The sequence below is a fragment of the Micromonospora sp. NPDC050417 genome (assembly GCF_044458865.1).
In the GTDB taxonomy this organism is placed as follows: domain Bacteria; phylum Actinomycetota; class Actinomycetes; order Mycobacteriales; family Micromonosporaceae; genus Micromonospora_G.
This window is the reverse complement of the sequence record NZ_JBITIH010000003.1, coordinates 216,610-238,564: the sequence shown is the minus strand read 5'-3', so window position 1 is coordinate 238,564 and position 21,955 is coordinate 216,610. Positions and strand designations below refer to the sequence as shown.

The 21,955-nt window shown below is 70.9% G+C and carries 20 protein-coding genes; 13 read left to right on the top strand and 7 right to left on the bottom strand.

Features of this window, described 5'->3' with window-relative positions:
- The first annotated feature begins 23 nt into the window (after positions 1 to 23).
- Positions 24 to 743 carry a ferritin-like fold-containing protein gene (locus ACIBF5_RS06295; RefSeq protein WP_396808636.1) on the top strand — a complete coding sequence of 240 codons (720 nt, stop codon included), beginning with the start codon at positions 24 to 26 and terminating at the stop codon, positions 741 to 743.
- Between the two features lie 61 nt (positions 744 to 804).
- Here the strand turns inward: ACIBF5_RS06295 and ACIBF5_RS06290 are convergent, their stop codons facing one another.
- Positions 805 to 1,029, bottom strand: coding sequence for a DUF3107 domain-containing protein (locus ACIBF5_RS06290; RefSeq protein ID WP_121158362.1), 225 nt, complete (start codon positions 1,027 to 1,029; stop codon positions 805 to 807).
- Positions 1,030 to 1,094: 65 nt separating this feature from the next.
- Positions 1,095 to 1,757 carry a TetR/AcrR family transcriptional regulator gene (locus ACIBF5_RS06285; RefSeq protein ID WP_396808634.1) on the bottom strand — a complete coding sequence of 221 codons (663 nt, stop codon included), beginning with the start codon at positions 1,755 to 1,757 and terminating at the stop codon, positions 1,095 to 1,097.
- 150 nt (positions 1,758 to 1,907) lie between these two features.
- Between ACIBF5_RS06285 and ACIBF5_RS06280 the strand changes: the two genes are divergently transcribed.
- The 5 genes from ACIBF5_RS06280 (at position 1,908) to ACIBF5_RS06260 (ending at position 9,450) form a co-directional block, all read left to right on the top strand.
- Positions 1,908 to 4,970 carry a hypothetical protein gene (locus tag ACIBF5_RS06280; protein ID WP_396808632.1) on the top strand — a complete coding sequence of 1,021 codons (3,063 nt, stop codon included), beginning with the start codon at positions 1,908 to 1,910 and terminating at the stop codon, positions 4,968 to 4,970.
- A gap of 47 nt (positions 4,971 to 5,017) precedes the next feature.
- Complete coding sequence (locus ACIBF5_RS06275; protein ID WP_396808630.1) at positions 5,018 to 6,022, top strand: alpha/beta fold hydrolase; 1,005 nt, start codon at positions 5,018 to 5,020, stop codon at positions 6,020 to 6,022.
- A gap of 18 nt (positions 6,023 to 6,040) precedes the next feature.
- Positions 6,041 to 6,946, top strand: a complete 906-nt coding sequence (locus ACIBF5_RS06270) for a DUF3152 domain-containing protein (RefSeq protein WP_396808628.1) — start codon at positions 6,041 to 6,043, stop codon at positions 6,944 to 6,946.
- A 133-nt stretch (positions 6,947 to 7,079) separates the two neighbouring features.
- The gene (gene moeZ, locus ACIBF5_RS06265; protein ID WP_396808626.1) at positions 7,080 to 8,300 is read left to right on the top strand and encodes an adenylyltransferase/sulfurtransferase MoeZ; all 1,221 of its coding nucleotides are present in this window, start codon (positions 7,080 to 7,082) and stop codon (positions 8,298 to 8,300) included.
- 274 nt (positions 8,301 to 8,574) lie between these two features.
- Positions 8,575 to 9,450 (top strand): squalene--hopene cyclase, encoded by an 876-nt coding sequence (locus ACIBF5_RS06260; RefSeq protein ID WP_396808854.1) that lies wholly within the window; start codon positions 8,575 to 8,577, stop codon positions 9,448 to 9,450.
- Positions 9,451 to 9,493: 43 nt separating this feature from the next.
- On the opposite strand, the gene ACIBF5_RS06255 is transcribed toward ACIBF5_RS06260, so the two are convergent.
- The gene (locus tag ACIBF5_RS06255) at positions 9,494 to 10,738 is read right to left on the bottom strand and encodes a glutamate-5-semialdehyde dehydrogenase (protein WP_396808624.1); all 1,245 of its coding nucleotides are present in this window, start codon (positions 10,736 to 10,738) and stop codon (positions 9,494 to 9,496) included.
- 81 nt (positions 10,739 to 10,819) lie between these two features.
- A complete protein-coding gene (gene proB / locus ACIBF5_RS06250) occupies positions 10,820 to 11,929 on the bottom strand; it encodes a glutamate 5-kinase (RefSeq protein WP_396808622.1) in 1,110 nt (369 codons plus the stop codon).
- A gap of 61 nt (positions 11,930 to 11,990) precedes the next feature.
- On the opposite strand from proB, the gene ACIBF5_RS06245 reads away from it, so the two are divergent.
- From ACIBF5_RS06245 to ACIBF5_RS06220, 6 genes are all read left to right on the top strand, one after another.
- Complete coding sequence (locus ACIBF5_RS06245; protein WP_396808620.1) at positions 11,991 to 12,299, top strand: MGMT family protein; 309 nt, start codon at positions 11,991 to 11,993, stop codon at positions 12,297 to 12,299.
- Positions 12,300 to 12,442: 143 nt separating this feature from the next.
- Entirely contained in the window at positions 12,443 to 13,819 is a 1,377-nt protein-coding gene (locus tag ACIBF5_RS06240; protein WP_396808618.1) for an MFS transporter, read from the top strand.
- 74 nt (positions 13,820 to 13,893) lie between these two features.
- Positions 13,894 to 15,408 (top strand): pyridoxal phosphate-dependent decarboxylase family protein, encoded by a 1,515-nt coding sequence (locus tag ACIBF5_RS06235; RefSeq protein WP_396808853.1) that lies wholly within the window; start codon positions 13,894 to 13,896, stop codon positions 15,406 to 15,408.
- A gap of 222 nt (positions 15,409 to 15,630) precedes the next feature.
- On the top strand, positions 15,631 to 16,467 hold the full coding sequence (locus ACIBF5_RS06230) for an undecaprenyl-diphosphate phosphatase (protein WP_396808616.1): 837 nt from the start codon (positions 15,631 to 15,633) through the stop codon (positions 16,465 to 16,467).
- Between the two features lie 176 nt (positions 16,468 to 16,643).
- On the top strand, positions 16,644 to 17,390 hold the full coding sequence (locus tag ACIBF5_RS06225; protein ID WP_396808614.1) for a lytic polysaccharide monooxygenase: 747 nt from the start codon (positions 16,644 to 16,646) through the stop codon (positions 17,388 to 17,390).
- A gap of 158 nt (positions 17,391 to 17,548) precedes the next feature.
- Positions 17,549 to 18,127, top strand: a complete 579-nt coding sequence (locus tag ACIBF5_RS06220; protein WP_396808851.1) for a DUF305 domain-containing protein — start codon at positions 17,549 to 17,551, stop codon at positions 18,125 to 18,127.
- 76 nt (positions 18,128 to 18,203) lie between these two features.
- Here the strand turns inward: ACIBF5_RS06220 and ACIBF5_RS06215 are convergent, their stop codons facing one another.
- The 3 genes from ACIBF5_RS06215 to ACIBF5_RS06205 all read right to left on the bottom strand — a co-directional run bounded on the left by ACIBF5_RS06215 (position 18,204) and on the right by ACIBF5_RS06205 (position 21,149).
- Positions 18,204 to 19,130, bottom strand: coding sequence for a hypothetical protein (locus ACIBF5_RS06215; RefSeq protein ID WP_396808612.1), 927 nt, complete (start codon positions 19,128 to 19,130; stop codon positions 18,204 to 18,206).
- A gap of 212 nt (positions 19,131 to 19,342) precedes the next feature.
- Positions 19,343 to 20,593: a hypothetical protein gene (locus ACIBF5_RS06210; RefSeq protein ID WP_396808610.1), complete on the bottom strand. Its 1,251-nt coding sequence runs from the start codon at positions 20,591 to 20,593 to the stop codon at positions 19,343 to 19,345.
- Entirely contained in the window at positions 20,586 to 21,149 is a 564-nt protein-coding gene (locus ACIBF5_RS06205; protein WP_396808608.1) for a SigE family RNA polymerase sigma factor, read from the bottom strand. The genes ACIBF5_RS06210 and ACIBF5_RS06205 overlap by 8 nt, the downstream gene beginning before the upstream one ends.
- A 131-nt stretch (positions 21,150 to 21,280) precedes the next feature.
- Here ACIBF5_RS06205 and ACIBF5_RS06200 point away from each other — a divergent pair, with 131 nt between their 5' ends.
- Positions 21,281 to 21,844 carry an NADH-quinone oxidoreductase subunit B gene (locus ACIBF5_RS06200; RefSeq protein ID WP_396808606.1) on the top strand — a complete coding sequence of 188 codons (564 nt, stop codon included), beginning with the start codon at positions 21,281 to 21,283 and terminating at the stop codon, positions 21,842 to 21,844.
- The last annotated feature ends 111 nt before the right edge of the window (positions 21,845 to 21,955 follow it).

Sequence of the window (21,955 nt, the reverse complement as noted above, 5' to 3'; positions counted from 1 at the left end):
GGTTGGAGCGGTAACCTGCGATCGTGTCTGGCTCGTCGGAAACCGTGCCGCCCGTCCCCGTCGTGCCCGTCTCCTGTCCGGTGTCCGGTTCTGTCACCGGCCTGACCGTCGCGCCGGTGGCGGACCTGCTCGGACTGGTGGCGTACGGCGAACTGGCCGCCTTCGACCGGATGGCCGCCGACGCCCGGCTCGCCCCGGACCTGCGCCGTCGCGCGATGTTGAGCGAGATGGCGGCACTGGAGATGGCAAGCTACCGCCGGATCGCCGACCGCCTCACCGAACTCGGCGTGGCACCCGGCGACGCCATGGCCGCGTACGCCGCCGCACTACAGGGGTACCACGACTCGACCGAACCCAGGGACTGGCTGGAAGCGGTGACCAAGGCGTACGTCGGGGACGCCATCGCCGACGACTTCCTCCGCGAGATCGCGGCGGCGCTGCGCGAACCGGACCGGCGACTGGTGCTGGAGGTGCTGCACGACTCGCGGTACGACGAGTTCGCCGGCGCCGAGATTCGGGCCGCGATAGCCGCCGACCCGAAGGTCGCCAACCGGCTCTCCATGTGGGCCCGGCGGCTGGTGGGTGAGGGTCTGTCACAGGCCGGGCGGCTCGCCGGCGAGCGGGTCGGACTGACCGCGCTGATCACCGCGCGAACCGGCGATGACGTGGGCGTATCCGGGCTCCTGCGGCGGCTGACCGCCGCGCACACCGCGCGGATGGCGGCGGTCGGACTGAACAACTGAACGTTGGCCGTGCCGGATCCGCCGGTGACCGGCGGAAGGCCGGCCACCGGACTACATCAGCTCAGCGGGCGACGAAACCGACGGCCCGGGGGGACGCCTCGGCGATCTCCACGTAGGCGACCTTGGTCACCGGAACGATGATCCGGCGGCCCTTCTCGTCGGTCAGGGACAGGGTGCCGTCGTTGGCGATGGCGTCGGTCACGATCTGCTCGATCTCGGCCGGCGTCTGCGCGCTCTCCAGCACCAACTCGCGCGGCGCGTACTGCACGCCGATCTTGACCTCCACGGGACCTCCTCATCCGGGGCGAAACTTCGCCGTTGCGAAGGCTATCCGATGAGCGGAGGTATCTGTCAGGCCGACTCGCCTAGCGGTGGGGCCGACTCCCCCTGAAGAGGGAAGCTGGCGATGCCGCGCCAGGTGAGGGCGGCGAGCAGCGCCTCCGCCTCGGACTTCGGCACCTGACGGCCGGCGGCCAACCAGAACTGCGCCGCCGTCTCCGCCGCGCCAACCAGACCCGAGGCGAGCAGTTCGGCCCGCGCCCGGTGGACACCGGTGGTGGAGATGATCGTGTCGGTGATCGCCGCGATACAACCCTGCTCGACCCGTTCGACCCGCTCCCGGACCGCCGGCTCGTTACGCAGGTCCGACTCGAAGACCAGCCGGAACGCCTCACTCTTGTGGTCGACGAAGTCGAAGTACGCCCGTACGGCCGCGCTGACCCGCTCCTTGTTGTCGGTGGTGGACGCCATCGCGTCCCGGACGCTGGCGACGATCGCGTCGGCGTGCGTGTCCAGGAGGGCCAGATAGAGCTCCAGCTTGCCCGGGAAGTGCTGATAGAGCACCGGCTTGGAGACACCGGCCCGCTCGGCGATGTCGTCCATCGCCGCCGAGTGGTAACCCTGCGCGACGAACACCTCCTGGGCGGCGGCCAGCAGTTGCTTGCGCCGGGCCGAGCGGGGCAGACGGGTAGGTCGGCCTGCTGTCTGCGCACCGTTCTCCGCAGCAGCGGTCATGGGTACCTCCGGGTCTCGCGTCGCACAACCATAGATCTCAATCAGAACGGATCGACGTGTCACGTCGTACCGCTGAATTAGCCCACCGCTGTAACTTATCGCCACTGTCGCCACACGGTAGCCTCAGCGTGGGCGACCAAGGAGCGCACGGTGGACGAAACAGGGCAACCCGGGGCCGCCGCACCCGGCGAGAACGGCAACGGGGCAGGTCCGCACGGTGACCTGGCCCGGCCGGCCAATGGTTGGGCGGCGGCCGATTCCGGCTGGCCCCACGCGGCCAAGCCGGTCGATGGCGGCTCTGAGTCACGGCCGCAGTGGCGCCAGCCGCCGGCCCCGCCGTCGTGGGCAGGTGACCCCGAGGGGCGGTACGTCGACCCGCCGGCCGGCGGCGGTGGACCCCGCGAGTCGGGGCAGCCGACCAACGGCGCCTCGTACGGCGAGCGGCACTACCCGGACCCGTCGGCGCCGCCGTACCGGGCGCCGGCCAGTGCGCCGCCCTACCCGTACCAGGACGAGCCCGACGACTTCGGAGCGGAGCGGATCGCCGTACCGGCGCCGCGTCCCCCGTCCGCGCCCGAGCAACTCGACGCCGACCGCTCGGCCGGCGCCTCCGACCGCTCGGCCCAGGGACCGGAACGGCCCCTCGGCCGTTCCGAGCGACCGGCGGCGCCCGCCACGGCGGAATCTGCGGAAGCCGCCGAAGCGGCTCGGTACGCCTTCGGCGACGCCCCCACCAGCGGTGCCGGGCCGACCTCGGCCGGCCAGGCGACCGGTCCGGAGTCGAGCGCCGACGCGGCGGGCGACACCGAGCGGGAGTCGAGGTGGCGGGAGGCGAACGCGCCAGCCTCCGCGCCGCCCGCCGGACAGCAGAGCGCCGCCGGTGGCGTACCGAACCCGGCGGAACCTGTCCGCAATCTGCGTGCCGTACCGAACTACGACCTGGTGCCACCGAAGCGGAGCATCCGCGCTCCCAGCGAGCCGAACGAGTCGGACCGGAAATCCTCGGCCGACCGCGATCACTTCGGGGGAGAGCGGGCGGAGCACGGCGACCGGGCGAACCGGTCCGCCCACGACGCCCCGCCCGCGCGTCCGGCCTGGGCCCGGTCGAGTTCCGGCGCGGAAAGTGTCTGGACCCGGGCCAATGGTCCGGCCGACGCCGGCGGACCCGAGTGGTCCTCCCGGTCGGGGGTCGGACCCGAGGCCGGTGCCTCCACCCGGTCGTCCTGGGGCCGGGCCGACAGCGCGCCGACCGGTGGCGAACCGGCCCGTCCGGCCTGGGCCCGGTCCGACAGCGGTACGGAGGGCGCCGAGCAGGCCCGTCCGGCCTGGGCCCGCTCTGGCAACGGCCTGCAGTCCGCCGCCGCGTCCTGGGTGCGCAATGACGCCGACGCCGAGGTGAACGCCGGCAACAGCGGCCCCGGCGCCCCGAACTGGTCCCGTTCCGATGCGGAACCACCGGCCGTCGCCGACAGCCGGTCCGAGTGGCCCCGCGCGGCGAACGAACCCGAGCCCGGGGCCGAGCAGACGCGGCCCGGGTGGGCGGCGAACTGGGCACCGCCGTGGGCGTCCGCGTCCCCGGAGCCCGAGGCCCGCAGGGCCCGCCGGGACGACCCCGCCGACTGGCCGGCAGAGCCGGGCCCGGGGTCCGGCTACGAATCGAACCCGGGTTACGGCCCGGCTCCAGGCTACGAATCGAACCCCGGTTACGGACCGAACCCCGGTTACGGCCCGGCCCCGGGCTACGAACCGAACCCCGGTTACGGCCCGAACCCGGGCTACGAACCGAACCCGGGTTACGGCCCGGGGTCAGGGACGGAGCCCCAGCCGGACTATGGCCCGCCGAGCGGCGCCGGCACCCACCCGGGCTACGGCCCGGGCAGTGGGACCGAGCCGACCGGCTACCCCGTCCCCGGCGAGCCCGGGGAGCCCGTCCCGGTCAGCGGAGCGCCGGGCCACGCGGACGGCCCCGAACGGCCATGGGCGTCGCCGTACCCGAGGCACCCCGTGGCATCGGCCCCGGGACCGGTCGACCCCGGTACGCCGATCCGCCCCGTCGACCCGGGGCCGGAGGCGCTGCCGCAGCGGGTTCCGGCCGAGCCGGACGTCCCCACCATGCTGGAACCGGTTGCCGGTGAGCCGTCGGCCGAGACACCGGAACTCGCCCGGATCGCGACCCACCTGCGCCGGGACGACGCACCGAGCCAACTCCGGGACCGTCCCGAGGGCTTCGACGTCAAGGCCATCCTTGCCGCTGTCCGGGGTGTGCCCGGCGTACGCGACGCGTCGCTGCGTACGACCCCGGCCGGTGCGCACAGCCTCCGGTTGGATCTGGCCGACGGGGCCGACCCGGCCGAGGTGAGTCGTCAGGTGGCGCGGCTGCTCCAGGACCGGATGGGCCTGGCCGCGGCGCCGAAGCTCCCCGGAACCCCGGTTCCCGGGGAGATGCTGCCCGGCACCCCGGTTCCTGGTGGCGTGCCCGGTGACCCAGTCTCCGGCGTGCCGGTGTCGGGGATGCCGGTCTCCGGGGTGCCGGTGTCCGGACCGTCCGGCTCGGGTCAGGCCGAGGGCCGTCGAGCGGCCGACGAGGCGCCGGACGAGACGGCCCGCCGACGTCGCCCCGTCCACCAGGGCCGGGCCGTTGTCGACGACCGGAGTGCCGGCCCCGGTGCCGGCGGCAATGTCGCTGTCGCCAACAGCTCCGGGATGGCGACCGGAAGCCCGGTCACGGCCGGTGCCTCGTACTCCGGCGGTCAACCGACGACGACCGAGACGGCACCGTCCCGGCCGCTCAATCCGGGCGGCCCGCCCGGCCCCCGGGTGATCCTGGACCACGTCCAGGTCAGCACCTTCGGCCTGGAGGCGACGGTCGAGGTACGGCTTGCCGCCGGTACCCAACGGGCCAACGGGCTCTCCACCGGACCGGCCGTCGACGGGTACGTGCTGCGGCTCTGCGCGGTCGCCGCCGCGGTCGCGATCGACGAACTGTTGGACTCGTCGGCCCGGGTGACCGAGATGGGCCGGTGTTTCGTCGAACACGCGGCGGTGGTCCCGTTCGGTAGCTGCGAGGTGGCGACCGTGGTGGTGCTGCTGGTCTGCGACGGCTGGGTGGAGCAGCTCGCCGGCTCGGCCCTGGTCGCCGGTGACCCGCGCCAGGCGGTTGTCCGGGCCACCCTGGCGGCGGTCAACCGACGGCTTGAGGCGCTGCTTGTCTGATCGATGGAAAGTCGCCGGGTAGTCGGGATGAGCGTCACACTTGGACTATGAAGCGCGCGTCGCTCGGGGCGGATGAACTGTTCCGCCAGGGCGGTTGCCCACCGCCCTGGCCGGGTCGGCCGGTGCTGCTCGACGGCCTGGTGACCTACATCCGGGAGACCCCCGCCACCGGGGCGGACGCCGAACCCGCGCTGTACGTGCACGGGCTCGGCGGCTCGGGGCAGAACTGGACCGACCTGGCCGGTCTGCTCGCCGACCGGCTTCATGGTGAGGCGATCGACCTGCCCGGGTTCGGCTTCAGCGAACCGGGTCGCAGCTACACCGTGCCCGCCTTCGCCGATCGGGTGATCCGTTACCTGGAGTACGCCGACCGGGGGCCGGTGCACCTGTTCGGCAACTCGCTCGGCGGCGCGGTCTCGGTCCGGGTGGCCGGACTCCGACCCGATCTGGTGCGTACCCTCACCCTGATCTCACCGGCGATGCCCTTCCTCGATCCGCGCCGGTCGCTGCAGGGCCGGATGCTGCCGCTGTTGGCGGTCCCGTTGGCGGAGCGGCTCGCGTACCGCCGGTTGACCCAGATCGAGCCGGAGGAGATGGCGTTGCAGGTCCTGTCGGCCTGTGTCGCGGACATGTCCCGGATCAACGACCAGCGGCGGCGGGAGGCGGTCGAGGAGATCCGGGTCCGTTACACCGCCGACCATTACGCCGCCGCCTACCTGCGTACGCTGCGCGGCCTGGTGAGCAGTTTCGTGCGGGCGTACCTGCCCGGGGCCGGGTCACTCTGGCGGATCGCCCGGCTGGTCACCGCACCGACGTTGGTGGTCGGCGGTAGGCACGACCGGCTGGTCGACATCCGGGTGGCGCCCCAGGTGGCACGGGTGATTCCGGACAGTCGGCTGCTCATGCTCGACGGGGTCGGCCATGTGGCGCAGTTGGAGGTTCCGCGCATGGTCGCCCGAGCCGTGTCGGCGTTGCTGGATGAGACGTCCGTGTTGCCGGACGAGAGGTCGGCGTTGCTGGATGGGACAGGGAGGCTGCGCCACCGACCGTGACATGGCACGCTGTCGGTGATGTCCACTTCCCGTTCCCGGCCCAGAGCAGGTGCCACCAGGGCGAACGACTCGGATCGTTACCGGGGTGCCCGGCGCCGCCGACCTCCACGCGGGCGGCTCGCGGTCGTCAGCGCGTTGCTGGTGGCCGCCACCGGGGTGCTGATCGGGCTGGTCGCGCCGCCGCTGGTCGATCGGTTGACCTCAGCGGAGATTCCGGTGACGGCGGCCGGGACCCGATCGCCGTCACCGAGTCTGGCACCGCTGCCGACAGGGCCAACGGTGCAGCCAGGCGCGGCGAAGCCGACGCAGCCGCCGGTGTTGCGTGAGTCGGTCCAGGTGCCCGCATCCGGTCGGAACACGTTCGCGTACGCCACCGGCGCTGGCAAGGTGATCGGTCACGCGGGCACGTTGCAGCGGTACCGGGTCGCCACCGAGCATGGCTCGGAGCAGGACGTCCAGGCGTTCGCGAAGGCGGTGGAGGAGACCCTCAGCGATCCGAGGAGTTGGACCGGCAGTGGCCGGTTGCGGTTGCAACGGGTTCCGGACGGCGCCAACCACGACTTCACGGTCTACCTCGCGACGGCCGCGACGGCGGCCCGGATGTGCGCCGCCGGTGGCACCGACATTCGCATCGATGGTGAGCCGTACACATCCTGCCGGACCCCGGGAAAGGTGATCATCAACCTGAACCGGTGGATGTTCTCCGTCGACCACATCGTGAAGTTGAAGGTGCCGTTGGCCGACTATCGGCTCTACGTGATCAACCACGAGACGGGCCACCAGTTGGGACACGGGCACGAGCAGTGTCCGGGCAAGGGTCGGCCGGCTCCGGTGATGCAGCAGCAGACGCTCTTCCTGGACGGGTGCACGGTCAACCCGTGGCCGTACCTGGAGGGGGAGCGGTACGAGGGCCCGCCGGTCTGACCTTCCGACGGTGACGGCTTCGGTTGACGGTGACGAACCCGACAGTCGGTGCCGGGGAGTCGCGACTATTCCCGACCCGATCACTGGGACAGGTGTTCCTGCTCATGGTCAATCACCGGGTTGGCGAGCGACAATGGCGCGGCAGACCACTATCGATTCCGGGGAGTTCACCGTGTCGTTGCCCCCGCTCGTCGAGCCCGCCGCCGAGCTGACCGTTGACGAGATTCGTCGCTATTCCCGCCATTTGATCATCCCTGACGTGGGGGTCGAGGGGCAGAAGCGACTCAAGAACGCCCGGGTGCTCTGTGTGGGCGCTGGTGGCCTGGGGTCGCCGGCCCTGATGTACCTGGCCGCGGCCGGCGTCGGCACGCTCGGCATCGTCGACTTCGACACCGTCGACGAGTCCAACCTGCAGCGCCAGATCATCCACGGCCAGTCGGACATCGGCCGCCCGAAGGCGGAGTCCGCGGCGGCGAGCGTGCGTGAGATCAACCCGCTGGTCAAGGTGGAGATCCACAACACCGCGCTGGACCGGGACAACGTACGGGAGCTCTTCAGCCAGTACGACCTGATCCTGGACGGCACCGACAACTTCGCCACCCGGTACATGGTCAACGACGCGGCGGTCCTGCTCGGCAAGCCGTACGTCTGGGGTTCGATCTATCGGTTCGACGGCCAGGCGTCGGTCTTCTGGGCCGAGCACGGCCCCTGCTACCGCTGCCTCTACCCCGAGCCGCCGCCGCCCGGCATGGTCCCCTCGTGCGCCGAGGGTGGTGTGCTCGGCGTGCTCTGCGCCTCGATCGGTTCGATCCAGGTGACCGAGGCGATCAAGCTGCTCACCGGGATCGGCGAGCCGCTGGTCGGACGCCTGACCGTGTACGACGCCCTGGAGATGGAGTACCGCAAGATCAAGGTCCGGAGGGACCCGTCCTGTGTGCTCTGCGGGGAGAACCCGACCGTGACCGACCTGCTGGAGGACTACGAGGACTTCTGCGGCGCCGTCTCGGCCGAGGCCGAGGACGCGGTGGTCGGTTCCACCATCACCGCCAGCGAGCTGAAGGAGTGGCAGGAGACGGGGAAGGATCACTTCCTGGTCGACGTCCGGGAGCCGGCCGAGTACGAGATCGTCCGTATTCCCGGGTCGACGCTGATCCCGAAGGGCGACATCCTCTCCGGTGAGGCGCTGTCGAAGCTGCCGCAGGACCGGCAGATCGTGCTGCACTGCAAGTCGGGGGTGCGGTCGGCCGAGGCCCTCGCCGCGCTGAAGGCGGCCGGGTTCCGGGACGCCGTACACGTCCAGGGCGGGGTGCTCGCCTGGATCAAGCAGGTCGACCCGGCACTGCCCGCGTACTGATCGTCGCGTCACACCCGCCGCCACTGGTGGTGAGTGGCCACGCACCTAACGTCAGGTGAAGGCTCCTTCTGTCCCCGATATCCGGGGCGGAAGGAGCCTTTCCTGTCGCGGTGCCCGATTCGTATCGATCATCGGCGATGGATGCTGCTGCCGACCGGCTAGTTGACCTCGGCTGACTTACCGAGGCAGGGGGGTTTGCCCGCCGGTAGCCTTCTGTCCCGTGGTGGACATGAACGGTTCTCCCCTCACGGACACGGACGGATCCGCTCCGCTGATGGGCCTCGACGGCTCCCCGATGGCGGAGACCGACCGCACCCCTACCGTCGACATGGATGGCGCGATCGGTTTTGTCGTCGCACACGGCGACGCGGTCGACCGCGCCCGCCTCTCCTGGTTGCGTACCGGTGCGGCACCCCCGGAGGAGATCCTCACCGACGCCGAGATGGGCGGTGCCCCGGACGGTGGTTGGCCGGCGGTCTGGGGGACCGGGGTCGCCTCCATCGACGCGACCTGCTTCCGGTTGGCCGAACTCGACGACCTCGGTGCCCTCGACCGGCCAGCCGCCCGCCGCGCCCTGGACTGGCTCGCCGCCGGGCAGCGACCGGACGGCACCTGGGAGGAGGACGAGGCACTGGCCCGGGAGGCACCGAACTGGGCCAGGCCCGGTGACCCCGAGGCGGAACTCTTCCTCACCGCCAGCGCCGGATTCTGGCTCACCGTGGCCGAGTTGGACGCCCGCGCCGCCACCCGGCTCGACCAGCCCGACCAGCAAGCCGCCCGCCCGTACGCCACCCACGTACGAGCCGCCGCGCAGGCGATCGCCGCCCGGCTCCGCCCCGACGGCACCTGGCCCTCGTTCCTCGCCGCCGGCTGGATGTCCGCCGCCGTCCTCTACCACCAGGAGATGTTCTACGAGTCGGCGCGAATCCACGGCGTGCTCGGCGACCGGCTGGCCGAGATGTCCCCTGCGGACGTGGCCTGGATGGCCTCGGCGCTGGTCCGGGCCGGGGTCAACCCGGACGACTGGCTGCTGCTCGCCGCCCGTCGTCGGCTCGCCGAAACCCAGCGCAGCGACGGTGGCTGGCCCAGCGAGGACGGCGACACCTTCGACGTACACACCGCGCTGCTGGTGATCCGCGCCTGCCGGTGAACCAGCCGGCCCGGCTGGCGTGGCCAGGGCCGGCCCGGCTCGGTCAGCCGCGCAGGTGGCCGTCGCCGGTGACCACGTACTTGGTCGAGGTCAACTCCGGCAGACCCATCGGGCCCCGGGCGTGCAGCTTCTGGGTGGAGATGCCGATCTCCGCCCCGAAACCGAACTCGCCACCGTCGGTGAACCGGGTCGACGCGTTGACCATCACCGCCGCCGAGTCGACCCGGGCGACGAACTCCCGTGCCGCACTCGCCGAGTCGGTCACGATCGCCTCGGTGTGCTGGGTGCCGTACCGCTGAATGTGCGCGACCGCGACGTCGAGCGAGTCGACGACGGCGGCGGAGATCTCCGCCGCCAGATACTCCGTGCCGTAGTCCTCCTCGGTCGCCGGGACGACGGCGGCCGAGTACGCGCGGACCCGGTCGTCGCCGTGCACGGTGACCCCGGCGGCGGCGAAGGCGGCGAGCATGGGCGGCAGGAACACGTCCGCGACCGCCGCGTGGACCAGCAGCGACTCGGCCGTGTTGCAGGTCGAAAGGCGTTGGGTCTTGGAGTTGAGCACGATGTCGATCGCCTTCGTCACGTCCGCCGAGGCGTCGACGTAGACATGGCAGTTTCCGACCCCGGTCTCGATCACCGGCACGGTCGACTCCTCGACCACGGTCCGGATCAGCGACGCGCCACCGCGCGGGATCAGCACGTCGACCAGTCCCCGAGCCCGCATCAGCTCCTTCACCGAGTCCCGCGAGGAAGCGTCGAGCAACTGGATCGCGTCGGCCGGTAGGCCGACTCCGGCGACCGCGTCACGCAGCACCCCGACCAGCGCCGCGTTCGAGTGGGCCGCCGAGGAAGAGCCCCGCAGCAGCGCCGCGTTGCCGGACTTGAGACAGATGCCGGCGGCGTCGACGGTCACGTTGGGCCGGGCCTCGTAGATGATGCCGACCACCCCGAACGGCACCCGGATCTGGCGCAGCTCCAGACCGTTCGGCAGGGTCGAGCCCCGGACCACCTCGCCGACCGGGTCGGCCAACGCGGCCATCTGGCGCAGCGCCTCGGCGATCCCGCCGACCCGCTCGGCGGTGAGCGCCAGGCGGTCCAGGATCGCCGGAGAGAGGCCGGCCGCGCGGCCCGCCGCCAGGTCCGCCTCGTTCGCGCTGAGGATCTCCGGCGTACGGGCGACCAGCGCGTCGGCCATCGCGTGCAGCCCCGCGTCCTTGACCGTACGGGTGGCGGTGGCGAGCGCGCCGGCCGCCGTACGGGCCCGGCGCGCCTGCTCGGTGACGCTCATCTCCAACTCCTCACAGGTGTTAAGGAAGGGCCCCTTCCTATCGTTTTTGGTAGAGGAAGGGGCCCTTCCTAACAGCAGAACTCACAGCAGGACGAGATCGTCGCGGTGCACGACCTCACGTTCGTACGCGGGACCCAGGGCGGCGGCGAGGTCGACGGTCGAACGCCCGAGCAGACCGGGCAGCTCCACCGCGTCGTAGTTGACCAGCCCACGGGCGACCGGGGTGCCCATGGTGTCGACCAGGTCGACCGGGTCACCGGCGGTGAAGGTGCCGTCCACGGCGGTGATCCCCGCCGGCAGCAGCGACTTGCGTCGCCCCACCACCGCCTGGACCGCGCCCGGGTCCAGGTGCAGCCGCCCGCGCGGCGAGGTGGCGTGGGCCAGCCAGAACAGCCGGGCGGTAGGGCGGTGTACCGCCCGGTGGAACAGGGTGCCGACCGGTTCGCCGGCGAGCGCCTGCGCGGCCAGCGGAGCGGCGGTGAGCACCACCGGGATGCCGAAACCGGTGGCGATCCGGGCCGCCTCGACCTTGGTGACCATGCCGCCGGTGCCGACACCGGAACGACCGGCCCGGCCGATCGCCACCTCGGTCAGCTCGTCGGTGCTGTGCACCTCCTCGATCCGGCGGCTCTCCGGTCGGGCCGGGTCGCCGGTGTAGAGGGCGTCGACATCCGAGAGGAGCACCAGCAGGTCGGCCTGGACCAGGGCGGCGACGAGGGCAGCGAGCCGGTCGTTGTCGCCGAACCGGATCTCGTCGGTGGCGACCGTGTCGTTCTCGTTCACGATCGGTACGGCGTGCAGGTCGAGCAGCTTGCGCAGGGTCCGGTACGCGTTGCGGTAGTGCACCCGGCGGGTCACGTCGTCGACGGTGAGCAGTACCTGCCCGACGGTGCGCCGGTGCCGGGCGAAGCTGGCGGCGTACTGGCCGATCAGCAGACCCTGTCCGACGCTCGCGGCGGCCTGCTGGGTGGCCAGGTCACGCGGTCGGCGCGGCAGTCCCAGCGGGGCGAGGCCGGCGGCGATCGCACCGGAGGAGACCAGCACGATCTCCCGGCCGTCGTTCGCCAGGGCGGCGAGTACGTCGGTGAGGGCGTCGACCCGGTCGGTGTCGAGGCCGCCGCTGGCGGTGGTCAGCGACGACGAGCCGACCTTGACCACGATCCGCCGTGCTGATGTGACTGCTTCACGCACCCGCCCATTCTGCGCGGCGACCGTCGGCGGATGGCGTTCGGCTCCCATATGCTGGCGGTTTGTGACGCCCGAAGAGTACGTCGAAGAGGTGCTCGCCCTGGTCGAGCGGATTCCGCCGGGACGGGCGATGTCGTACGGAGCGATCGCGGACGCGTTGGCCGAGCGCTCCGGGCGCAACTCGGCCCGCCAGGTCGGCTCGATCATGAAGCGGCACGGTGGCGGGGTGCCCTGGTACCGGGTGGTCAACTCGGCCGGGCGGTTGCCGCCGGGGCACGAGACCCGGGCACGGGCCCGGTTGGTGGCCGAGGGCACGCCGATGCGGGGCGAGCGGGTGGACCTGCGGACCGCCGCCTGGTCGCCGCCGGACTGACCGGGAGCGTCGTCGCCGGACTGACCGGAAACGTTGACCGGAGGCGTCGTCGCCGGACTGACCGGAGGCTCAGCCGACGGGCGTCCCGCGTCGGATCTTCGGGGGGTACGGCGACCCGTGTCCCGCCGCTAGCATTCGCCCCCATGACTGCGCCGTACCCGCAGAGCCAGGCCGCCGGCCACACCCTGCCCCGACGGGTCCGGGCCGGTTACTCGCTCGGTTCGCTCGCCACCGGGGCGTTCGGCACCGTACCCGGACTGGTGCTGCTGCCGTACCTGACCGACACGTTGGGTATCGCGGCCGGCGTCGCGGCGCTGCTGGTGCTGCTGCCGAAGGCGTGGGACGTGCTGGTGAACCCGGTGGTCGGCCGCATTTCCGACCGGACCCGCTCCCGGTGGGGGCCGCGTCGCCCGTACCTGTTGCTCGGCGGGGTGGCGTTGGCGGTGCTCTTCGCGGCGATGTTCGCGGGCCCGGTCGGCACCGGTACGGACGCCGGCTGGTACGTCGCGTTCGCCTTCCTTGCCACCGCCACGGCGTTTGCCTTCTTCCAGGTGCCGTACGTGGCGATGCCCGCCGAGCTGACCACCGACTACCAGGAGCGCACGCGTCTGATGACCTGGCGGATCGCGGTGCTGGCGGTCGCCATCCTGGTCTCCGGGGCGGTGGCGCCGATCGTGGTGGCGGCGGGCGGTTCAGGGCTGTCGGGTCACCGCTGGATGGGGTTGTTCGTCGGGGCGTTGATCCTCGCGGGTGCGGTCGGTGCCTTTGTCGGCACCCGTGCCGTCCCGGTGGGTGCGGTCGGGGAGAGCGAGCCGACGCTGCGCGCCCAACTCGCGGTGGTGGCCGGAAACCAGCCCTTCCGGTTGCTGCTGGCCTGTTTCGTGGTCCAGTCGGCCGGGATCGCCACGGTGCTCGCCGGGGTCAACTACTTCGTCGTGCAGGTTCTGGACGACGCGGAGAGCGGCACCACGTGGGCGTTCGCGGCGTTTGTCGGCCCGGCGTTGCTGGTGATGCCGGTCTGGTCCCGGGTCGGTGCCCGGGTGGGCAAACTGCGGGCCTTTGTCTGGGCGTCGCTGATCTTCGCGGCGGGAGCGTTCGCGCTGGTCGCCTCGCCGCTGCTGCCGTACGTACTGCCCTACCTGTTGATTGTCGTCATCGGCTGTGGGTACGCCGGCCTGCAGGTGTTCGCGCTGGCCATGTTGCCGGACTGCATCGCGTACGACACCGCGCGTACCGGGCGCCGGCAGGCGGGGGTGTTCACTGGAGTGTGGACGGCGGGGGAGACCTTCGGGTTGGCTTTCGGACCGGGGATCTACGGGCTGGTGTTGCAGCTTTTCGGTTACGTCTCGTCGGATACCGGGCTGGCGGCGGGGCAGTCGGCGAACGCCCGCCTGGGCGTGCTGCTCGGCTTCACCGTGCTGCCGGCCGTGCTGGTCGGTCTGCCGCTGTTGTTCCTGCGCCGCTACCACCTCACCCCCGCCGACCTCACTCCCGCCGGCCTCGCTCCCGCCCGCCCCTGAAAGTTAGGAAGGGCCCCTTCCTATACAGAAATCGATAACAAGGGGCCCTTCCTTCCACTGTTACGGTGACCGGCATGGTGGAGGGGTTGCCGGCGAGTGGGGTACCTGCGGCGCAGGTGCTGGCGGAGGTAAGGCGACTGCGGGCCGCTGATCGGCCGACGCACGGCGGGCAGTTGTTCGCGTACGTCTACGACCCGGCCGTGCCCGGCCTGGACGAGTTGGCCCACTCGGCGTACGCGTTGTCGGCCCAGGTGAACGGGCTCGACCCGACCGCCTTCCCGTCCCTGCTGGCGATGGAGAACGCGCTCGTCGGCGCGGCCGCGTCGGTGCTCGGCGGTGGTCCGGGCAGCAGCGCGCCGGAGGTGGTCGGGAGCGTCACCGGTGGTGGCACCGAGTCGCTGATGCTGGCGGTGAAGACGGCCCGGGACGCGTGTGCCGACGTCGAGGCGCCGAGGCTGGTCGTGCCGGCGACAGCGCACGCGGCGTTCGCGAAGGCGGCGCATTACCTCGGTGTGGTGCTCGACCTGGTGCCGGTGTCGCCGGAGACGTTGCGTCCGGATCCGGCCGACATCGCCGCCGCGATCGGCCCGTCGACGGTGCTGGTGGCGTGTTCCGCGCCGTCGTACGCGCACGGGGTGGTCGATCCGGTGGCCGCGATCGCGGAGGTTGCCGCGGCGGCCGGGGTGCGCTGCCACGTGGACGCCTGTTTCGGTGGTTGGACGCTGCCGTACCTGCGCCGGCTCGGGGTCGCGGTGCCGCCGTTCGACTTCTCGGTTCCGGGGGTCACCTCGATTTCGGTGGATCTGCACAAGTACGCCTACACGCCGAAGGGTGTCTCGGTCCTGCTGCATCGTGACGCCGGGTTGCGGCGGGAGCAGTATTTCGCCTCTGCCGAGTGGCCGGGCTACACGATGGTCAATCCGGTGATCTCCTCGACCCGTTCGGGTGGGCCGATCGCCGCGGCCTTCGCCACCCTGCGGCACATTGGGGACACGGGTTATCTGGAGTTGGCCCGGACCACGTTGGCGGCGGTCCGGGGGCTGGCCGAGGAGGTGGCCGGCATCGACGGGTTGCGCCTGCTGGCCGAGCCCGAGGCGACCGTGGTCTGTTTCCGCAGTGCGGATCCGGCGCTCGACCTGTTCGTCCTGGTCGACGAACTCACCGTCCGTGGTTGGCACACCCAACCCCAGATGGCGTACGGGAACCTTCCGTCGAGTGTGCACCTGACGGTGACGGCGGCGGTCGCGCCACGGGTGGCGGATTTCGGGGCGGATCTGCGTGCGGCGGTGGCCGCGGCGCGGGCGGCGGGCCCGGTCCGGTTGCCGGCGGAGTTGCTGGCGCTGGCGGGTGCGTTGACGCCGGAGCAGTTGACCCCGGAGTTGGTCGCCGGGATGGCCGCCGGGTTGGGGGTCGGCGGCGCCGCTGGTGCCGGGGGTGACCCGGTGGCGGCGGAGGACGGCAGCGGGTCCTCGGCACCGTTGCCGGAACGGACCGCGATGATCAACACCCTGCTCGACGCCGCCCCGGTACGGCTGCGTGAGCGGTTGCTGGTCGAGTTCCTGAGTCTGCTGCAACGCCCGAGCTACTGAGTCTCCGCCACTTTCCAACTACTGAGCGTGTACTCAGGCTGGCGTCGTCGGGAAGCCTTGTCCTGACTGAGGTTCGTGGCCGTGACCGTCGGTCGTCGGTCGCGCCCGCCCCTCGCAGACTCCTACGGTCGTGCCTGCGTTAGCGTCAACGACCGTCGCGGAACGATCAATCTGGCACATGGTCGTTCTCCGGCGCCCCCGTCCCGGATCCGAGAGGCGCATGTGAACATCCTGGAAGCGGTGCTGCTGGGCGCGGTGGAGGGGCTCACCGAGTTCCTGCCGGTATCCAGCACCGGTCACCTCACCATCCTGGAGAAGTTGCTCGGCTACTCCATCGACGACCCCGACATCACCGCGTTCACCGCGATCATCCAGGTCGGCGCGGTCTTCGCGACGCTGCTCTACCTGCGTAAGGACCTGTTCCGGATCATCGCGGCCTGGTTGCGGGGCGTGTTCACTCCGGCCGCCCGGGTGGACCCGGATTACCGGTTCGGGTGGGCGGTGATCCTCGGCTCGATTCCGATCGGTGTGATCGGGTTGCTCTTCAAGGACCAGATCGAGACCACGCTGCGCAGCCTCTGGTTCGTCGGCTGTGCGTTGATCTTCTGGTCGGGCGTGATGTGGTTCGCCGACCGGGCGGCCACCCAGGTTCGCCACGAGAAGGACGTGACCTGGAAGGACACCCTGATCATCGGCACTGTTCAGTCCCTGGCGCTGATTCCCGGCATCTCCCGGTCGGGCGCGACCATGTCCGCCGGGCTGCTGCGTGACCTGGACCGGGTGACGGTGACCCGACTGTCGTTCTTCCTCTCCATCCCGGCGCTGATGGCGGCGGGCGCGCTCCAGGTCGTCGACGAGTACGACAACATCAGCACCGGCGTCGGCTGGCCGGCGACCATCACCGCGACCCTGGTCAGTGGCATCGTCGGCTACCTGGCGGTGGCCTGGCTGTTGAAGTTCATCGCCCGGCACACGTACACGATGTTCATCGTCTACCGGCTCATCCTCGGTACGGTCGTGCTGGTCCTGGTCGGCACCGGGACCATCTCCGCGACCTAGTCGCCGATCGGTGCCACGCGGCCCGGTGTCCGCCCCTGTTTCGGGGAGGATGCCGGGCCGCTGCCGTGCGTAGGGATATAAATACATCGACAAACTTATTTCCAGGTCTTTACTGTTAACAGTGTTTAACATAAATTGTTAAGGGCGCCCTGCAGTGTCGAGTGAGGAGTCCTCCGATGCGAAGATCCGCCCTACTCTCCCTGATGTCGGCCGCCGCCGTCATCGCATCCACCCTGGTCGTCGCCACCCCGGCGCAGGCGCACGGCTACATCTCCTCCCCGCCGAGCCGGCAGGCCAACTGCTACACCGGGCGGGTTGCCAACTGTGGACAGATCCAGTGGGAGCCGCAGAGCGTCGAGGGTCCGAAGGGGCTGCGCAACTGCCACGCCAACATCGCCCACTTCGCCGTACTGAGCGACGAGAGCCGTAACTGGCCGGCCACCTCGGTCGGCAGCTCGCTCACGTTCAACTGGGTGCTCACCGCCCGGCACGCAACCAGCACCTGGGAGTACTACATCGGCAACCAGCGGGTCGCGCTCTTCAACGACAACGGCCGCCAGCCCGGAGCCACCGTCTCCCACCAGGTCAACCTCGGCGGTTTCTCGGGTCGGCAGAAGCTCCTCGCCATCTGGAACATCGCCGACACCGCGAACGCCTTCTACTCCTGCGTCGATCTCCAGATCGGTGGCGGTGGCGGCAACCCGCCGCCCAGCCCCACCCCGACGCCGACCCGTACCCCCACTCCGCCGCCGCCGAACCCGACCACCCCGCCGCCGGCTGGGGGCACCTGGGCCGCCGGCACCACGTACGCGGTCGGCAGCACCGTCACCTACGGCGGTGCCAGCTACCGCTGCCGCCAGGCGCACACGGCCATCGCCGGCTGGGAGCCGCCGAACGTACCGGCCCTCTGGCTGCGGCTCTGACACCGACGCCCAACCGGCGGGCCCGTACCGGTCCACACCCGGTACGGGCCCGTACGGTCCTGACGGCTCGTCGTACCACTGCCCGTTGCTCTGATCGGAGGAGACGGGACATGGCCCGTTACCGACGTACCCTGCTCGCCCCGCTCGTCCTGCTACTGATGGCCGGCTGCGCCGGCGGGCCCGCCGCGACCGGCGCCACACCGGCCGTACCCGGGCCGGACACCTCCGGATCGGCGGCCCCCGCCTCGGTCCCGGCGAGCGTCGCGGCACCGGGGTCGTTCAATCCGGCGGACGTGATGTTCCTGCAGATGATGGTCACCCACCACGGACAGGGCCTGGAACTGGTGCGGTTGGCGCAGAGCCGGGCCCAGCGGACGGAGGTACGCATCCTGGCCGCGGCGATCGACGTCACCCAGACCGAGGAGCAGGAAACGATGCGCGGCTGGCTGCGGAGTTGGGGCGAGCCGACCGAGGCGGACCCGAACGCGCACGCCCACGCCGACCACGGCGGACTGCCGGCGACCGGACCGGAGCAGATCGCGGCACTGGGCCGGGCCAGCGGTGCCGATTTCGAGTCGGCCTTCCTCAACCTGCTCATCGCACACCAGCACAACGCGGTCGAGATGGCCCGCAACGAGACCACGTTCGGGCAGAACCCCGAGGCCAGGGCGTTGGCCGGCCGGATCGACCAGTCCCGTACCGCCCAGATCAACCAGATGCTCGCCATGCTCGGCTGAGCTTGCCCACGACGCGAGAACGGTGGTGCCCGGCGGAATCGTTCCCGCCGGGCACCACCGTCTTCCGGCTACCGAATCAGTAGGCCGCCACGGCGGTGACCGCGAAGGTCGCCGTGTTGTTCGCCGGGTTCCGGTCCGGCACCTCGTTGTTGCCGTACGACAGACGCAGGTTCGCCGTCCCGTCGCCCAGTGGCCCGGCGGCGATCTCAGCCGGGGCGGTCAGCAGCACGTCGAAGCTCCGACGCTCACCGGGCATGAACTCGCCGCCCGGGACGGTGCACCAGGAGAACGGGCAGGAGCCCTCGTCGGTGCCGAGCACCCGGACGCCCTCCGGCACGATCAGCTCCACCTGCGGGGTGCTGTGCGGGGTGTCGCTGAGGTATCCGACGGTCACCGGCAGACGGCCGGCGTAGCTGCCGTCGGGCTGCTGGACCAGGGTGGCGGCGTCGAGCTTGACCCAGCCGTCGGCGACGGTGTCCTGGACGTACGGCCGGGGGTTGCGTAGCGACCCGGAGGTGGGGCGGAACAGGGCCGAGACGGCGGCACCACCGCGCAACGTCGTCCCGTCGACCGAGACGTCGACCCGTCCACCGGTCGCCACCATCGCATACGGCCGGGCAGGGGTCAGCACCTCGAAGGCGGCCTCGACGGTACGCCGCTCGCCCGGCATGAACGCCGTGCCGAGGGTGCAGCTGATCGTCCGTCGCGGGACGTCGGCGGAGGGGAAGCAGGCGCTGCCGGGCAGCATCCCGGTGAACGCCCCACCGACCGGCTCGGTGAGGGTGACGACGGGGTAGGCGTCGGCCTGGCCACGGTTGACGATCGTGATCGGCAGCGTGCCGTGGTAGCCGCGGTCGGTCGGCACCAGCACCAGCCGGCCGACCGAGACGGACGAGCCGTGCTGCGCCGGGGCGGCGGTAGCCGTGGCTGGCGCCCAGGCCCCCAGGACGGCGGCGGTACCGAGCATTCCGGCGATTACCCGGCGACGCGTCGAGACGGACATTGTTCCTCCAGTTGGGTCCCCGTGTGCCGCGGCGCTGTCTGCCTCGGCATCGAGCAAGACACGCCTCGTCGGTAAATGTGGTTGCGGACGATCTTTGTCGCGCAGCCGACAGTTGTCACGATGGTCCGGAAATGCCACTGGCCCGTACCCGGAAATCCCCGGGTACGGGCCAGACAGGTGCGGTTCTGGCGGCGGAACTATCGGCTGGATGCTCAGCCGAACTGAAATTGCGCCCTGTTGTTACGGTCGTTCGAGTCCGGAACGACGAACTCCTCGTTCTCCACCATCTGCCGGTTCGACAGGTCCGCCGTCGCGGTGCCGCTGTCCGGCTGGGCGGCGCTGTTGCCCAACCCGAGGACGAGCGTCCGCTCCTCACCGGGGCGCAGCGGGGCCAGGTCACAGAAGAGCGTGTTCGCCGGTACGGAGGCCGTGTTGCTCACCTTCGTGCAGGCTGACCAGCCGTTTCCCTCGTGTCGCAGGACACCGGTGTCGAAGGTCAGCGTGAGCCGTGCGGTCTTGCTGGCGGTGCTGCCGGCATTGCGGATCTTCACCGTCACGGAACCGTGCCGCATCCCCCACACCGGATCCTCAGGGTTCTCGGTAAAGGTGACCCGACTGGCGCTGACCACCCGCAGATCGGTGAAGAGCGGGTTCGGGCCGAACGATTCGGGTCCCGACGTCTGGGTGAATTCCGAACCATTCCAGCGGTAGCCGCGCCACTGCTTCTGTGACCACTCCTTCGGCACGGCGCAACAGTCCGGAATATCACCGACCTGGGCGCGCAGCGTGCCTGAACCATCGAATTGGATGCCCATGATCTGGTCGATTCCCGCACCGGTGTTGACGACCTGGCCAAGGGTGACGACATTGCCGGCGTCGTCCCGGTCGAATGCCACCACCTGCCGGGTCGACGACCGGTCCTCGATCGGGCAGGTCAACAGCGCGACCGTCTCGTCGGCGCCGTCGTCGTCCACGTCGCCGTGAACGAGCGTGACCAGTGACGGGTGCTTCATCTTCGGGTCGTCGTCCAGTCGGACGTTCTTCGTGACGCACCACTGCGCAGCGGTCGAACGCCACGCCGGCAGTGTCACCCGGGCGTTGAGCAGGTCCGCCTTGCTGATCTTCCCGTCCGGCGCCGCCGGAGTGCCGCTCGGCGACGGGGTCGGCGACGGGGTCGGGCTGGTCGACGGGGTGGGGTCGATCGTCGGCGTGCCGGTCACCGCCGGCCCCGGAGTGGGCGGCGAGGGACGGTTCAGCGCCGCGTAACCGGCCACCGGGCCGACGACGAGGACCAGGGCGAGCGCCACACCGGTGGTGGTCGCCACCCGCTTGCGGTGCCGGACCGTGCTCCGTACGGCATCCGGTCCGGGTGGGACGACCTGATCAATCAGGCCGGTCCGGAACGCGGTGAACTCGGCGTCCAGACCGGAGTCGTCGTAGGCGAACTCGTTCTGGTCAGCCATGACTCTGCTCCTTACGGTCGGTCAGCTCGGCGGCGAGGGCGGCGCGGGCGCGGTGCAGCCACGACTTGACGGTGCCTTCCGCGACTCCCTCCTGCCGGGCGATCTCGGCGATGGACATGTCGCCGAGGTGGTGCAGCACCACCGCCCGCCGATGCTTCGGCGGCAGTTGGGCGAGGGCGGCGGTGAGGGCGACCCGATCCGGATTCGGCCCGGGAACGACCTCCTCCCGCTGTCGGCGCAGGTAGTTCTGGGCCGTACGCAGCCGCCGCCAGCGGCTGGTGGCCAGGTTCCAGGCGACCCGGCGTACCCAGGCCACCGGGTCGTCGTAGCGGACCACCTTGTCCCAGCGGGCGAAGGCGCGGCAGAACGCCTCCTGCACCAGCTCCTGGGCCTGCCCCAGATCCCCCGTGTACGCGCAGAGGTGCACGGTCAGGGACCTGAAGTGGGCGTGGTAGAACGCATCGAAGTTGATGAGCTCGGCCCGCCCCGGGCTCGCTGCACCAGCGGGAACGACCGGTGGTGAAGCGTGGATGCCCGGCTCTGTCGTCACCGTCACTCTTTCCTCCCCGTCCGGGCCTGCGCCCGAGGACGCCGGTAACACGTGCTGCCCCCGGGGTCGGTTGCGCGCGATCGTGACGAGGATGCTGTGGTTCACTGTCGGGTGGCGGACCAAGAGGGGGAAAGAGCATGCAACTACCGGGGGTGCTCGGCGAGCCGATCCGGTTCGTGCTCAACTGGGGCCGGCGTTACTCGCTCTGGGTCTTCAACTTCGGGCTCGCCTGCTGCGCCATCGAGTTCATCGCCACCAGCATGGGGCGGCACGACTTCATCCGGTTGGGCGTGATCCCGTTCGCCCACGGTCCGCGCCAGGCGGACCTGATGGTGGTCTCCGGGACGGTGACCGACAAGATGGCGCCCGCGATCAAGCGCCTCTACGACCAGATGCCCGAGCCGAAGTACGTCATCTCCTTCGGTTCCTGCTCCAACTGCGGTGGCCCGTACTGGGACTCCTACTCGGTGACCAAGGGAGTCGACCAGCTCATCCCGGTCGACGTCTACGTACCCGGTTGCCCGCCACGGCCGGAGGCGCTGCTGCACGGCATCCTCCGCCTGCAGGAGAAGATCGCCGCGGAGCAGTCCGGGGTCGGCGGGGTGGCCCGCCCCGACCCGCTGGCCGCGCCGGTGGACGCCGGCACCGGGCGCAGCGTCGCCTCGCTCACCGCGCCCCCGGTACGCCCACCCGCCAACTGACCCCCACCGCCCAGCGTGACCCCCACCCGCCCAGCGTGAGCTCTCACCGCTGAAGGCGTTTGGAAGGGCCCCTTCCTCTACGAAAAGCGATAACAAGGGGCCCTTCCTTAC

Bases quoted from the DNA above. Each gene is read 5' to 3' on its own strand.
- ACIBF5_RS06275 (WP_396808630.1), top strand. From the start codon at position 5,018: ATGAAGCGCGCGTCGCTCGGGGCGGATGAACTGTTCCGCCAGGGCGGT.
- moeZ (WP_396808626.1), top strand. From the start codon at position 7,080: ATGGCGCGGCAGACCACTATCGATTCCGGGGAGTTCACCGTGTCGTTG.
- ACIBF5_RS06215 (WP_396808612.1), bottom strand. From the start codon at position 19,130: ATGTCCGTCTCGACGCGTCGCCGGGTAATCGCCGGAATGCTCGGTACC.
- ACIBF5_RS06210 (WP_396808610.1), bottom strand. From the start codon at position 20,593: ATGGCTGACCAGAACGAGTTCGCCTACGACGACTCCGGTCTGGACGCC.
- ACIBF5_RS06255 (WP_396808624.1), bottom strand. From the start codon at position 10,738: ATGAGCGTCACCGAGCAGGCGCGCCGGGCCCGTACGGCGGCCGGCGCG.
- ACIBF5_RS06260 (WP_396808854.1), top strand. From the start codon at position 8,575: ATGGGCCTCGACGGCTCCCCGATGGCGGAGACCGACCGCACCCCTACC.
- ACIBF5_RS06285 (WP_396808634.1), bottom strand. From the start codon at position 1,757: ATGACCGCTGCTGCGGAGAACGGTGCGCAGACAGCAGGCCGACCTACC.
- ACIBF5_RS06235 (WP_396808853.1), top strand. From the start codon at position 13,894: ATGGTGGAGGGGTTGCCGGCGAGTGGGGTACCTGCGGCGCAGGTGCTG.
- ACIBF5_RS06220 (WP_396808851.1), top strand. From the start codon at position 17,549: ATGGCCGGCTGCGCCGGCGGGCCCGCCGCGACCGGCGCCACACCGGCC.
- ACIBF5_RS06200 (WP_396808606.1), top strand. From the start codon at position 21,281: ATGCAACTACCGGGGGTGCTCGGCGAGCCGATCCGGTTCGTGCTCAAC.
- ACIBF5_RS06240 (WP_396808618.1), top strand. From the start codon at position 12,443: ATGACTGCGCCGTACCCGCAGAGCCAGGCCGCCGGCCACACCCTGCCC.
- ACIBF5_RS06225 (WP_396808614.1), top strand. From the start codon at position 16,644: ATGCGAAGATCCGCCCTACTCTCCCTGATGTCGGCCGCCGCCGTCATC.
- ACIBF5_RS06270 (WP_396808628.1), top strand. From the start codon at position 6,041: ATGTCCACTTCCCGTTCCCGGCCCAGAGCAGGTGCCACCAGGGCGAAC.